Source organism: Telluria sp. ZB2R32, from assembly GCF_059685715.1.
The window spans coordinates 146217-160699 of record NZ_JCASIG010000006.1 but is presented as its reverse complement, the minus strand read 5'-3'; the positions used below and the strand labels follow the sequence as shown (position 1 = coordinate 160699).

The window sequence follows — 14483 nt, the reverse complement described above, 5'->3', positions numbered from 1 at the left end:
AAATGAAAACACGCATGATGAACCGAGTGTTCGCCGCCTTTGCGGCGCTGCTTTTCTCCTCCGTCCTGGTCCCTGGCGCGCAGGCCGCCCCGACCGCGATCGCCACGCTGCCGCTGCTGAACATCACCGGCACCGGCACGGTCAAGCCGAACCTGATGCTCCTGTACGATAACTCGGGCTCGATGAAGAGCGCGTTCACGCCCGATTACGTCGACGACAACACCAGCTGCCGCGCGAAGGACACGATGGCAAGCTCGCGCGGCTGCCGCATCGGCGACCCGCCCTTCGCCAGCGCCGACTTCAACAAGCAGTACTACAACCCGAAGGTGCGCTACCTGCCGCCGGTTGACGCCCTCGGTGTCCCGTTCGCGTCGATGACGCGCAGCGAAACGAACGACTGGAAGTCGGTGCCGACCGATGCCTTCAATGTCGACCGGGTCGACCTGCTGGGCAACGGCGTCAACGCGACCAACCTCGCGGCCGGCTTTCCCGACCTGCGCTGGTGCGACAACAACGGCAACTGCGGCTACAACACGGCCGGCTACGCCTATCCGGACGCCACCCACACGACGGCCCAGTACTTCCTCGGCAATCCGTACTACTACACGATCAACGTCGCCGAATACTGCACCAACGCCACGCTCACCAACTGCAAGGTGACCGCCGTCGGCGCACCGGCGCCAGCCGGCTATCCGGTGGCGGCGCCGGTGCGCTGGTGCGACACGCGCGCGCTGACCAACTGCCAGGCCAAGTACGTCGGCAACTACAAGTACCCGCGTTTTTCCGACCCGGCCCGCAACCCCGATTTCTACGGCACCATCACGATCCGCGCCTCGACCTCCGACAGCCGCGCGCGCATCAGCCAGGTGCAGATCGTCACGCCGGGCGGGACCCAGGTCCTGACCAACAACGAAGTCATCGCCAACGACGGCACCAATACCGCTGCGCGCCAGGCGGCCGCCGCCAACGCGCTGGCGCTGTCGATCGTCGCCAAACGGAACACGGGCGAGCAGTACACCGCTTGCGTGCGCAGCCCGACCTTGGCCGGCGTGCCGGCCTGTTCCAGCTATGGCATCACCCTCGACATCAACAACGTGGTGGCCGTGGTGCCGATCGAGTGCGCCGCCGGCGTGACCAACAAAAACCAGTGCACGTTGCTGGCCGACGGCAGCCGCGCCGGCCGCAGCCTGATCGTCTCGGGCGCCACCAACGTGACGGCGCTCCTGAGCGTGTCGGGCACGGCCAACAACACCAACGGCAGGAACCAGGAACTGAGCGGCGTCGCGCTCGGCGGCACCCAGCTGTTCGGCAGCAAACTGCAGTTCGGCCGCGGCATCAACGCGAACTCCGTGGCATCCGCGATCGCCGGCTGGATCGGCACCCGAGGCGCCGTGCGCGCCTATGTCGGCGGCGACGACGAATCGTATGCCTGCGCCGGCGCCGGCAAGAACACGGTCTGCCTGGTGGCCGACGGCCTTGCGCGCGAAGGGCAGAACGTCGCGCTCGGCAATCTGTCGAACAACACCTACGGCTGGAACAGCGTCTACCTGAGCTTCTCTGCCGACGCCGCCGTCAGCAACGGCATCCCGACCGCGGTGACGCCGCTCGGCGCCTCGGTATTCGTGCGCACCGATATCGTCGCCAGCCGCGAAAGCTATCCGCGCGACCCCGCCCGCAAGGACTGCGCCGGCGCCAACGCCTGCACCTACGACGAAGAGATGACCAACTTCGCCAACTGGTACGCCTATTACAAGACGCGCAACCAGATGATGAAGACGGCCGTCGGCCAGGCCTTCCAGCCGATCGGCGACAACTACAACGTCGGCATCGTCGCGCTGTCGATCGCCGCCGCCGAAGGCACCATCCGCAGCCCGAAGCCGTTCACCGGTTCCGCGCGCAGCAGCTGGTACAGTTCGCTGTACGCAATGACCGGTACCGGCTCGACCCCGATCCGCCAGGCGCTGCACTCGGTCGGCAAGATGTACGCGAACCGCGCGCCCTATAACTACACGGCGGGCAACGAGGTGATCCAGTTCCCGTGCCAGCAGAACTTCACCTTCGTCACCACCGACGGCTACTGGAACGGCGCCGCCGCCGCGGACGTGGTCAACAACGACAACCGGGAAAGCGTGGCGCGCTTCTGCTCGCGCGCCACCGGCTGCGTCGACACCAGCGCGCAAACCGCCAATTCGCTGGCCGACGTCGCCCTCTACTGGTACAACGGCGGCTCCAACGACCGGGTCAGCTCGCTGCGGCCCGCGCTCGAGAACTGGGATGCGCCGAACGGCAACGTCGCCGCCGGCGCCGGCGGCAATACGCGCCTGCACATGAACACCTATGCGCTCGGCCTTGGCGTGGACGGTCTCATGACCTACGAAAAGAACTACGAGACACCGGAATCGGGCAGCGACTTCCACAAGCTGATCACCGGCGTCACCAGCGGCTGCCCGTGGAACAACAACGGCCCCTGGGTCTGGCCGAACCCGGTCACCAACGACGATTCCGGCGGCGCGGCTTACCAGTCGCGCGTGGACGACCTGTGGCACGCCGCCATCAACGGTCACGGCAAGTACTTCAGCGCCTCCGATCCGCTGCAGGTGATCGACGGCCTGGGCAAGGCGCTCTCGGACATCGAAGTCACGACCGGCGCCGCCGCGGCGGCCGCGACCTCGACCCCGAACATCTCGGCCGAAGACAACGACATCTTCGCGGCTACCTTCACCACCGTGCGCTGGTTCGGCGAACTGCAGGGCAAGAAGGTCAGTCCGATCGACGGCGTGGTCGAGAAGGAACCCAGGTGGACCTCGTCGAGAACGCTCGGCAAGAAGGTCGGCGCCGCCACCGACACCCGCACCATCCTGATGTTTGATACGGCCACGCGCGCCCTGAAGAACTTCAAGTTCGACGAGATGAGCGCGGCCGAGCAGGCCTGGTTCGCCAACAAATGCGCCCAGTTGGCGCAGTGCGCGAGCCTCGACACCCTCGACCGCGCCAGGGTCAATGACGGCGCCAACCTCGTCAACTGGCTGCGCGGCCAGCAGCAGCATGCCAACGACAGGCTGATGCGCGCCTATACCATGACCGACGCCGCCAATGGCGGGCCGGCGGTGGCCTTGCCACTGGTGCTGGGCGACGTCGCCACCTCCAAGCCGGCCTACCTGCGCGACCCGCGCAAGGCCTACCCTGAGCGCGACTATCTCGACTTCAAGAACGCCAACGCCGACCGCATGGCGACCGTGTTCATCGGCGCCAACGACGGCATGCTGCATGCGTTCAATGCCGCCAACGGCGACGAGATCTGGGCCTATGCGCCGCGCATCACCATGAAAAAACTGTACCGCCAGGCCGGCACCACCTATGCCAGCAGCCACCAGTTCACCGTCGACGGCTCGCCCGAAGTGGCCGACGTGAAGATCGGCGGCGCGTGGCGCTCGGTGCTGGTGGGCGGACTCAATGCCGGCGGGCGCGGCTACTATGCGCTCGACGTCACCGACCCGGCCGCACCGAAAGCGCTGTGGGAACTGTGCGCCGACGCGGCGGTGTGCAGCGGCGCCAACTTCGACGCCGACCTCGGCCTGTCCTTCGGCAATCCGCAGTTCGGCACCTGGAAGGATGGCTCCGGCGTCGAGCGCTGGGTGGTGTTCCTGACCTCGGGCTACAACAACATCAAGGGCAGCGACGACGTCGACAACGGCAGCGGCGAAGGCTACCTGTACGTGGTCGACGTCGCCAGCGGCGCGGTGCTGTCGAAGACCAGCACCGGCCGCGTCTACGAAGGCAGCGGCGCCAGCACCAGGGACGTCACCGCGACCACGCCCTCGGGCCTGGCGCGCATCACGGCGATCAGCGCCAACCCGAACACCGATCCGCTGGTCACCTACATCTACGGCGGCGACAACCTGGGCCGCATGTGGCGCTTCGACTTCACCGCCGGCGGCGCGCCCCGGCTCCTGAAGATGGGCGATGCCGGCAGCAGCCGCCCGGTCACGACGCGTCCCGACGTGACCCTGTGCCGCCCGAGCGGCAACGGCGCCACCGGGACCGAGACCGGGGAACTCAAACGCGTGGTCGCCTTCGGCACCGGGCGCCTGCTGGCGCTCGAAGACATCGGCAACCTGACGACCCAGAGCGCCTACGTCCTGGTCGACAAGGGACAGACGATCGCGGACCTGCGTTCGGCCTCGAGCATGGCGCAGCAGCGGCTGGCCACGATTCCGGGGACGTCCATCTATACGATCAACGGCGTCAGGATCGATCTTTCGACCCAGAGCGGCTGGTTCATGGACTTCGACCAGAATGCCGGCGAGCGCGTCAACCTCGACCCGAAGATCGTCGCCGGTTCGCTCAACATCGTGACCAACATGCCGAGCAGCTCGTCGGCCTGCGAGGTCGGCGGCACCAGCAACGTCTACCAGGTCAACGCCTGCACCGGCGAGCCGCTGGTGGCGGTCGATACCGACGATACCGACGGTGTCAAGATGATGGTGGTGGCGGGACAGGCGCTCTCGAACAACGCGGCGGCGGTCGGTTCGATCGTGATCAGCCTGCCGTCGGGTGAACTCAAGCAGATCACCACGAATGCCGACGGCACCATGATCACGACCCCGGTGGCGGCCGCCAATTCGGAAGGCGCCTCGCGCGCCGGCTGGCGCCGCGTGCGCGAGTAAGGTCTTCCGCGGGGCGCGGCGGCATGCATGCCGCCGCGCCCATCGCATTCTCTTCACACGATCCGCCCCGGAATCGGTAAAATCGAGGGTTTTCTTCATCTGGGCCAATGGGGCTCGACTATGTCCAACGATCCTGACATCCTCGCCGCAAGCGTCCCTGGCGACGACACGACCGACGCGACCGCAGTTACGCGTCCCGCCGCCGCTCCCGCTGCCATCTCGCGCGAAGTGGGCCGCCGCCGCACCTTCGGCATCATTTCCCACCCCGACGCCGGCAAGACCACGCTGACCGAGAAGCTGCTGCTGTTCTCGGGCGCGATCCAGCTCGCCGGTACCGTCAAGGGCCGCAAGAGCGGCCGCCATGCCACCTCCGACTGGATGGACATCGAGAAGCAGCGCGGCATCTCGGTTGCCTCCTCGGTGATGCAGTTCGAGTTCCGCGACCACGTGATCAACCTGCTCGACACGCCGGGCCACCAGGACTTCTCGGAAGACACCTACCGCGTGCTGACCGCGGTCGACTCGGCGCTGATGGTGATCGACGCCGCCAAGGGCGTCGAGGCGCAAACGATCAAGCTGCTCGACGTTTGCCGCATGCGCAGCACGCCGATCGTCACCTTCATGAACAAGCTCGACCGCGAAACGCGCGACCCGCTCGAACTGCTCGACGAGCTCGAATCGGTGCTGAAGATCGAATGCGCGCCGGTGACCTGGCCGATCGGCATGGGCAAGAACTTCCGCGGCGTCTACCACCTGCTCAACGACACGATCATGCTGTTCAAGGCGGGCGAGGAAAAGGCCGACGGCGCCTTCGAGATCATCAAGGGCATCGACAATCCGAAGCTGGCCGAGATGTTCCCGCTCGAGATCGAGCAGCTGAAAATGGAAGTCGAGCTGGTGCACGGCGCCAGCCACCCGTTCGACCTCGAGCGCTTCCTGGCCGGCATCCAGACGCCGGTGTTCTTCGGTTCGGCGATCAACAACTTCGGCGTGCGCGAGATCCTCTCCGCCCTGGTCGACTGGGCCCCGGGCCCGCGCGAGCGCGACGCCACGGTGCGCGCCGTCGAACCCGCCGAGCCGAAGTTCTCGGGCTTCGTCTTCAAGATCCAGGCCAACATGGACCCGGCCCACCGCGACCGCATCGCTTTCCTGCGCGTGTGTTCGGGACGTTTCGAGAAGGGCATGAAGGTCAAGCACCTGCGCCTGGGCAGAGAGGTGAAGTTGTCGTCGGTGGTGACCTTCATGGCGTCCTCGCGCGAGCAGGTCGAGGAAGCCTACGCGGGCGACATCATCGGCCTGCCGAACCACGGCAACATGCAGATCGGCGACAGCTTCAGCGAAGGCGAGATGCTCACCTTCACCGGCATCCCGTACTTCGCGCCGGACCTGTTCCGCACGGTGCGCATCCGCAATCCGCTGAAGATGAAGCAGCTCCATAAAGGCTTGCAGCAATTGGGCGAGGAGGGCGCGGTGCAGGTGTTCAAGCCGGTGCTCGGCTCCGACCTGATCCTGGGCGCGGTCGGGGTGCTGCAGTTCGAAGTGGTGGCGAGCCGCCTGCTCAACGAATACGGCGTCGATGCCGTCTTCGAGGGCTCCAGCATCAGCAGCGCGCGCTGGGTGTCGAGCGACGACAAGAAGTCGCTGGCCGACTTCGAAACCCAGCTCGGCCACAACGTGGCCTACGATGCGGCCGGCAACCTGGCCTACCTGGCCACCTCGGGCGTGAACCTGCGCCTGACGCAGGAGCGCTGGCCGAAGCTGACCTTCCATGCGACGCGCGAGCACGCGGCCAAGCTGGGCTGACCTGGACTGAACGCGGATGACGCTGCGGCGCTGCCGCCGCTGACTGAACGGACGCACGTGAAAACGCGGGTCCGTTTTTTTTTGACGCGCCACGCCGCAACCCCTTCCTAGGTGGCGGGCGGCGCGGCTTCCGCTTGCATCTCGATGCCGGTCACGACCTGGTTGGCCACGCTGCCGTCGGGCCCGGTGACGCGCAGCTGCACCGGCAGCCAGTTGCGCTGCGGCGCCAGCCAGACGTCCACGCGCGCTTCGCCGGGTTCGGCCAGCTGCATCAGGTGTACGGTGGCCAGCTGCCCGGCCGGCGTGTCCAGCGCTTCCTGGCCGAGTACCTGCCAGCGCACGATGCGCGCGCCGCCGGGGCCGGCCACCACGATCTCGACCACGTCCTGCAACTGGTCGGGATCGGCCAGGCCCATGCCGGCCAGTTGCAGCAGCGCCGAGGCGCGGTCCTGGCTGCCCAGCTGCAGCGGCGAGCTGGCCGCGCCATGGTCGATGCGCTGCGCGTCGCGGTCGAAGCGGGTGGTCTGCGCACCGGTGCCCAGCTCCTGGCTCGCCTGGCTGGGAGCGATGCCGGCATCGTCCTCGCCGCCTTCGCTGCGCAGGCTGCCCAGCACCCCGTCGAGGCGCAGGCGATAGGCGCCGCCGCTCTTTTCCCAGACCAGGTCGGCGCTGTCCCGGTCGATGCCGGGCCGGCCCGGCGCGCTGCGCGTGACCGCGTAGGACAGGCGTGCCGAAGGCGGTGGGCGAACCTGGTAGCGGCCGGGCATCGGGGTGGCTGCGATGCCCGGTGTACCGGCCGGCGCCGGCGCCGGCGTTTCGGTGGCCGGGGCCAGGGCGCTGTCTTCGGCGGGTGGGCGCGAACGTACGGCGACCGGCGTCGGCGCAAGCGCTGCGGCCACCCCGGCGGGTGCGGTCGGAGGTTCGACCGCAGGCGCGGCTGCGGGTGGCGCCGCGGGTGCCGGCCGGGCATCCTCGCGTGCTGTGGCCAGGCGCAGCGCCAGCGGCATGCCGATCTCGGGCAGCGGAGGAGGGCGGACCAGGGTGTCGATCAGGGCCAGTGCGAGCAGGTGCAGCAGTAGGGAAAGCCCGACCCACGCCACCAGGCGCCGGTGCCGGGCCAGGTGGACGGCAATTTTCATGGCGCTAGTGTGTCCGACCTGTCTGCAATTGTCCACCAGCGGGACGGTGTTGATCTGGCACAAGGGCGGCGCCGGGCCGATGCCGTAGATTCGTCGGATGCGTTAAGGAAATATTGCGCATTCTCGACTGCGAGGCTCATCATGGTTCAGCACATGTTCCAGCACCTGCGTTTCCCTGGCGCGCCCGGCCGCGCCGTACGTCCCGTCCTGTCCGAGGAGCGCTGACATGCTCTCGCGCCTGAAGATCGGCCCCAAACTCCTGCTGGCCCCAGGTGTCGTGCTGGTACTGCTGGTGCTGCTCTCCTGCGGCGCCTGGTATGCGATGGTGCGCCAGAACGCCTCGCTGGAAGACATCGTCGGGCGCCGCGCCGCCCACATGCGCGCCGCCAACGAGCTGGCGTTCAGCGCCCAGCGCGGCCACGCCGAGATCTACCAGCTGCAGACCTGGATCGGCGGCAGCTTCCCCAAAAGCCGGATCGAGCCGCTGATCCGCGACATCCACCGCCAGCATGCGCTGACCACCACCGGCCTGCAGCAACTGGCGCGCCTGACACCCGCGAACGGCGACGAGCGCCGCTTCGTCGACGGCGCCGCCGCGGCCTACGCCCGCTACGTGCAGGCCGTGGTCGACGTGATCGACCTGGCGCGCGACGATCAGTCGATCAGCGCGAATGCGATGAGCAAGGCGGAATCGGCGTTTGCCGACGTTGCCCAGCGCCTGGGCGCCCTGGCGCAGCTCGAACAGCAGCTGTCGCAGGAAGCCTCGAACGCCGCCGCCGCCGAGTTTCGCGCCATGACCTGGCTGATGCCGCTCGTGATCGTACTGGCCAGTGCCGTCTCGCTGCGCATCACGGTGGCGGTGCGGCGCGCGCTGCTGGACGAAATCCGCAGCATCGGCGCCGCCGCGGTGGATCTTGCAAGCGGCGACCTGACGGTCAAGGACCGGGTCTACGGCAACGACGAGATCGCGGAAACCTCGCGCGCCCTGAACGCCAGCATCCGCAACCTGAACGGCACGCTGCGCACCATCCTCGAATCGGCGCGCTCGATCGGCTCGGCCTCGCGCGACCTCGCCCTGGGCAACCTGAACCTCACCACGCGCGCCGTGTTCCGCGCCAGTTCGCTCGAACACACCGCCTCCTCGATGCAGGAACTGGCGGCCACCGTCCACCTCACCGCCGACAGCGCGCAGGCGGCCAACCGGCTGGCCGAATCGGCCTCGAACGTCGCCCAGCAGGGCGAGAACGTGGCCGACCGGCTGGTGACGACGATGGCCTCGGTCAAGGGCAGCGCCTGCCGGGTCGGCGAGATCACCCAGCAGATCGACGCCATCGCGGTGGAGACCGGCACGCTGGCGCTGAACGCCGCGCTCGACGCCGCCCGCGCCGGCGAACACGGCCGCGACTTCGCGCTGGTGGCGAGCGAAGTGCGCTCGCTGGCGCTGCGCACCGGCAGCGCCGCGCGCGAAATCCGCGAGCTGATCAACCAGTCGGTGGCCGAGATCGAGGGCGGCACTGCTTATGCCGCGCAGGCCGGCAGCAGCATGGCCACGATCGCCATGTCGGTGCAGCAGGTGGGCGACATCATCAGCCAGATCAGTTCCGCGAACGCCGAGCAGGCCAGCGGGCTGTCGGAAGTGAACGAGGCGATCGTGCAGATGGACCAGGTCACCCAGCGCAATTCCTCGCTGGTGGAAGAGGCGGCCGACGCCGCCCGCACGCTGCAGATGCAGGCCCTGACGCTGTCGCGCGCGGTGGCGACCTTCCGCCTCGACGAAGCGGTGTTGCCGCCGGAGCCGCCGCCGCGCTCATCGAGCGTGGCCGAGCCCGACATGCGCGAAGTATTGAAGGATGGCCGGCGCGACGCCAGCGCGCCCAAGGTGGAGCGGCGCAAGGTGCCAAGGCCGCATTTGCGGCTGGCGTCGCGGCGCGATTCGGGGAATTGAGGTTTCGATTGATCAAACGGTGTAACGCGTGGACTCGGGACTCCACCCTACGGTCATCGGTATTCGTAGGGTGGACTCCCGAGTCCACGCGTGAAGCCGGCACAGACGCCAACGCCAAAAAAACGGCGGCGCAGAGAACAAATCCCTGCGCCGCCGTTTCATTTACCTGCAGGGCGATTACTCGTAATCGCTGATCGGCGCACACCCGCAGAACAGGTTGCGGTCACCATACACATTGTCCGCACGCCCCACCGGCGGCCAGTACTTCTTCTTGCGCAGCGAGGCCACCGGGAAGGCCGCCACTTCGCGCGAGTAGGTGTGCTGCCAGTCGTCGGCCGTCACCACTTCCGCCGTGTGCGGCGCGCCCTTCAGCGGGTTGTCCATCCTGTCGTACTCGCCGCGCTCGACCTTGACGATCTCGGCGTGGATCGTGATCATCGCCTCGATGAAGCGGTCGATCTCGATCTTCGACTCCGACTCGGTCGGCTCGATCATCAGCGTGCCCGGCACCGGGAAGCTCATGGTCGGGGCGTGGAAGCCGAAGTCCATCAGGCGCTTGGCGACGTCTTCGTTCGAGATGCCGGTCTTGTCCTGCAGCGGACGCAGGTCGATGATGCACTCGTGCGCGACCAGGCCGTCGTGGCCGGTGTACAGCACCGGGTAGTGCGGGGCCAGGCGGCGCGCGATGTAGTTGGCGTTCAGGATCGCCGTTTCGGTGGCATTCGTCAGGCCTTCCGCGCCCATCATCGCGATGTACATCCACGAGATCGGCAGGATCGAGGCCGAGCCGAATGCTGCCGCGCTGACCGCGCCGATGCCTTCTTCGCTGCGCACGTAGCCGGTCGAACGCTGGTTCGGCAGGAATGGGGCCAGGTGGGCGCCGACGCCGATCGGGCCGACGCCGGGGCCGCCGCCGCCGTGCGGGATGCAGAAGGTCTTGTGCAGGTTCAGGTGGCTGACGTCGCCGCCGAATGCGCCCGGCGCCGCCACGCCGACCAGCGCGTTCATGTTGGCGCCGTCGATGTAGACCTGGCCGCCGTGGCTGTGGATGATCTCGCACAGTTCCTGGATGCCTTCCTCGAACACGCCGTGGGTGGACGGGTAGGTGACCATCACGCAGGCGAGATTCGCGCTGTGCAGTTCGGCCTTTTTCTTCAGGTCGGCCAGGTCGACGTTGCCGTTCTCGTCGCAGGCGGTGACGACCACCTGCATCCCGACCATGTTGGCCGATGCCGGGTTGGTGCCGTGCGCCGAGGATGGGATCAGGCAGATGTTGCGGTGGCCTTCCCCGCGCGCCTGGTGGTATTTCTGGATCACGAGCAGGCCGGCGTATTCGCCCTGCGAGCCGGCGTTCGGCTGCAGCGAAATGGCGGCGTAGCCGGTGACGGCGCACAGCATCGCCTCGAGCTGGCCGATCATCTCGCGGTAGCCGACGGTCTGGTCGCTTGGCGCGAACGGGTGGATGTTGGAGAACTCGGGCCAGGTGACCGGGATCATTTCCGAGGTCGAGTTCAGCTTCATCGTGCACGAACCGAGCGGGATCATGGTGCGGTCGAGCGCCAGGTCCTTGTCGGCCAGGCCGCGCAGGTAGCGCAGCATTTCGTGCTCGGCGTGGTAGCGGTTGAAGGTCGGGTGGGTCAGGAAGGCGCTGGTGCGGGCCAAAGTCGAAGGAAAAGCGTCAGCCGCATCCTTGTCCAGCGACTCGACGTCCGGGACCGGTTGGCCGTTGGCGAAGATCGAGAACAGCAGGGCGATGTCTTCGCGGGTGGTGGTTTCGTCGAGCGACATGCCGACGTGGTTGTCGTCGACGCGGCGCAGGTTGACGCCGGCATCGGTAGCGGCAGTGTGCAACTCTGCGGCGCGGTCGGTGGCAACCGTCAGCGTGTCGAAGTACGTCGCGTTGGCCAGCTTGTAACCCAGCTGCTGCAGGCCATTTGCGACGATGCCGGTCATGCGGTGCACGCGCCGGGCGATGCGCATCAATCCTTGCGGGCCGTGGTAGACCGCGTACATGCCGGCCATCACGGCCAGCAGCACCTGGGCGGTACAGATGTTCGAAGTCGCCTTTTCGCGGCGGATGTGCTGTTCGCGCGTCTGCAGCGCCAGGCGCAGGGCCGACTGGCCTTGCGCGTCGACGGTGACGCCGACCAGGCGGCCGGCCATCGAGCGCTTGAATTCGTCGCGCGTGGACAGGTAGCCGGCGTGCGGGCCGCCGAAACCGAGCGGCACGCCGAAGCGCTGGCTGTTACCGACGACCACGTCCGCGCCCCATTCGCCCGGTGGCGTGAGCACCGTGAGGGCCAGCAGGTCGGCGGCGACGATGACCATGGCGCCGGCCGCATGCAGCTTTTCGCAGGCGACGCGGTAATCGCGCACTTCGCCGTTCACGCCCGGGTATTGCAGCAGCACGCCGAAGCAGGTTTCATCGAGGGATTCGATCTCGCCGGCGGCGATCGTGCGCACTTCGACGCCGATCGGCTCGGCGCGCGTGCGGATCACTTCCAGCGTTTGCGGCAGCACGTCGTCGGCGACGTAGAACACCTTCGAGGCCGACTTGCCGACGCGCTGGATCAGCGTCATCGCTTCGGCGGCGGCGGTGCCTTCATCCAGCATCGACGAGTTGGCGATGCCCATGCCGGTCAGGTCGGTGATCATCTGCTGGAAGTTCAGGATCGCTTCCAGGCGGCCCTGCGAGATCTCCGGCTGGTACGGCGTGTAGGCGGTGTACCAGGCCGGGTTTTCGAAGATGTTGCGCAGGATGACCGGCGGCGTGTGGGTGCCGTAGTAACCCTGGCCGATGACCGACTTCATCACCTTGTTCTGCGATGCGATGGCTTTCAGCTTGGCGAGGGCTGCCTGCTCCGGCAGCGGCTCGAAGAATTCGCCCAGGTCGAGCTTGTCCTTGCGGCGGATGTTGGCGGGAACGACGGCATCGATCAGCGCGGCGCGCGACGGGTAGCCGAGGGTCGACAGCATCGCCGCTTCTTCGGAGGTCGACGGACCGATGTGGCGCGGGATGAAGGAATCGCGGGCTTCGAGTTGGGTGAGGCTGGAGCGGGTCATGGTGGTGGCCAAATGAGTGACGGTGGCTGGCAGGGCCGGCCGGTCGATGGTAGGGGATTCAGGCGCTGATGCAGCTGGTTGCATAAAGCGGCCTTGCGGTGCAGATGGGGACACCGCAAGGCATTACAACATTAATTGTCGGTCGTCTTGCCGTAGGCGTCGGCGTCGAGCAGGCCGTTGATCGCATTCGGGTCGGCCGGCTGCAGCTTGAACAGCCAGGCGCGGTAGGCGTCTTCGTTGATCGAGTCCGGCGCGTCGGCGGTCGGCTGGTTGACGGCGACGACGGTGCCGGCGACCGGTGCGTAGATGTCGCTGGCGGCTTTCACCGACTCGACCACGGCGGCGTCCTGGCCGGCCGTGAGGGCCTTGCCGACCTGCGGCAGTTCGACGAACACGATGTCGCCGAGTGCGTCCTGCGCGTACTCGGTGATGCCGACGGTCAGGGTGCCGTCTTCTTCGAGGCGGACCCACTCGTGGGACTCGGTGTATTTCAGGTCGGTTGGAATGTTCATGTACAAGGCTCCAGGTTGGTATGGGACGATATTATATTAGACGGCCAGTACTTTGCCGTTGCGGACGAACGGCAGCTTGACGACGGTGGCCGCCAGCTTCTTGTCGCGGATTTCGACGTGAACGGTGTCGCCGACGGCGACGTCCAGCGGCACGCGCGCCAGCGCGATCGCCTGCTGCATCGACGGGCTGAAGGTGCCGCTGGTGATTTCACCAAGCGCGCCCGAGGCGGCGATGACTTTCTGGTGCGAGCGCAGGATGCCGCCTTTTTCGCGCAGGATCAGGCCGAGGAACTGGGCGTTCTGGCCTTTGCTCTGCAATGCCGCCTTGCCGACGAAGTCGCGCTCCGACACCAGGTCGATGGTCCAGGCCAGGCCGGCGTCGAGCGGGTTGACGCTGTCGTCCATGTCCATGCCGTACAGGTTCATGCCCGCTTCCAGGCGCAGCGTGTCGCGCGCGCCGAGGCCGGCCGGCTTGACGCCGGCGGCGATGAGGGCATTCCACAGCGCCTCGACTTGCGTGGCCGGCACGCCGATTTCGAAGCCGTCTTCGCCGGTATAACCGGTGCGCGCCACCATCGCTTCGCCAAAGGCGGTGTCGGGGACGATCACGACATTGAACGGCTTCATGTCCTGCGAAGCGGCTTGCGCGGTCGGCAGTACTTCCCAGACTTTGGCGCGCGCGTTCGGGCCCTGCACGGCGACCAGGGCGATGGCGCGATTTTCTTCCACCATGCCGGCGCGGCGTGGGGTGATCGTCAAGCCGCTGCTGGTGGCGTCGTTCTGCTGGCGCATCCAGGCCACGTCCTTCTCGGCGGTGCCGGCGTTGACGACCAGGCGGAACCAGTCTTCGCGGAAGAAGTAGACGATCAGGTCGTCGATGACGCCGCCTTCGGGATTGAGCATGCACGAGTAGAGCGCCTTGCCCGGCACCTGCAGCTTGTCGACGTTGTTGGCCAGCAGGCCGCGCAAGAAGGGGCGGACTTGTTCGCCGTGCAGGTCGACCACGCACATGTGCGAGACGTCGAACATGCCGGCGTCGGTACGCACGGCGTGGTGCTCTTCGATCTGCGAGCCGTAATTGACGGGCATGTCCCAGCCGCCGAAATCGACCATCTTGGCGCCGAGTGCGCGGTGTGCGGAATTGAGCGGGGTCGCTTTGAGCGTCATGAAATCCTCAGGGCAGAAAGGGCAGTAAATAAGGGAGCCGCCACGGTGGCTGTCGCCAAACGTGGGCTGCGCGCCCCTCTGTCCTTGGTACCTGAGAGATAGCGAGGATATTCATCCACCGCCTGCCCCTTCGGTGGGCCCGGGTGGTTGCCGGGGCCGCTCTCCAGAGTTGACCGGACACGCCATG

Annotated in this window: 7 protein-coding genes and 1 riboswitch; of the genes, 3 read left to right on the top strand and 4 right to left on the bottom strand. The window is 67.1% G+C overall.

Annotated elements, in window-relative coordinates; translation table 11 throughout:
* The first annotated feature begins 14 nt into the window (after window positions 1-14).
* Window positions 15-4667 (top strand): pilus assembly protein, encoded by a 4653-nt coding sequence (locus AC56LG_RS18305; protein WP_497167495.1) that lies wholly within the window; start codon window positions 15-17, stop codon window positions 4665-4667.
* Window positions 4668-4787: 120 nt separating this feature from the next.
* Window positions 4788-6470 (top strand): peptide chain release factor 3, encoded by a 1683-nt coding sequence (locus tag AC56LG_RS18300; protein ID WP_497167494.1) that lies wholly within the window; start codon window positions 4788-4790, stop codon window positions 6468-6470.
* A 107-nt stretch (window positions 6471-6577) separates the two neighbouring features.
* Here AC56LG_RS18300 and AC56LG_RS18295 read toward each other — a convergent pair whose 3' ends face one another.
* Window positions 6578-7609 carry a DUF3108 domain-containing protein gene (locus AC56LG_RS18295; protein WP_497167493.1) on the bottom strand — a complete coding sequence of 344 codons (1032 nt, stop codon included), beginning with the start codon at window positions 7607-7609 and terminating at the stop codon, window positions 6578-6580.
* A 226-nt stretch (window positions 7610-7835) separates the two neighbouring features.
* Here AC56LG_RS18295 and AC56LG_RS18290 point away from each other — a divergent pair, with 226 nt between their 5' ends.
* Window positions 7836-9554, top strand: coding sequence for a methyl-accepting chemotaxis protein (locus AC56LG_RS18290; protein WP_497167492.1), 1719 nt, complete (start codon window positions 7836-7838; stop codon window positions 9552-9554).
* Between the two features lie 177 nt (window positions 9555-9731).
* On the opposite strand, the gene gcvP is transcribed toward AC56LG_RS18290, so the two are convergent.
* From gcvP to gcvT, 3 genes are all read right to left on the bottom strand, one after another.
* Window positions 9732-12617, bottom strand: a complete 2886-nt coding sequence (gene gcvP, locus AC56LG_RS18285) for an aminomethyl-transferring glycine dehydrogenase (RefSeq protein ID WP_497167491.1) — start codon at window positions 12615-12617, stop codon at window positions 9732-9734.
* Between the two features lie 131 nt (window positions 12618-12748).
* The gene (gene gcvH / locus AC56LG_RS18280; RefSeq protein ID WP_497167490.1) at window positions 12749-13129 is read right to left on the bottom strand and encodes a glycine cleavage system protein GcvH; all 381 of its coding nucleotides are present in this window, start codon (window positions 13127-13129) and stop codon (window positions 12749-12751) included.
* A gap of 36 nt (window positions 13130-13165) precedes the next feature.
* A complete protein-coding gene (gene gcvT / locus AC56LG_RS18275; protein WP_497167489.1) occupies window positions 13166-14296 on the bottom strand; it encodes a glycine cleavage system aminomethyltransferase GcvT in 1131 nt (376 codons plus the stop codon).
* Between the two features lie 68 nt (window positions 14297-14364).
* A riboswitch (glycine riboswitch) is annotated at window positions 14365-14473 on the bottom strand.
* Between the last annotated feature and the right edge of the window lie 10 nt (window positions 14474-14483).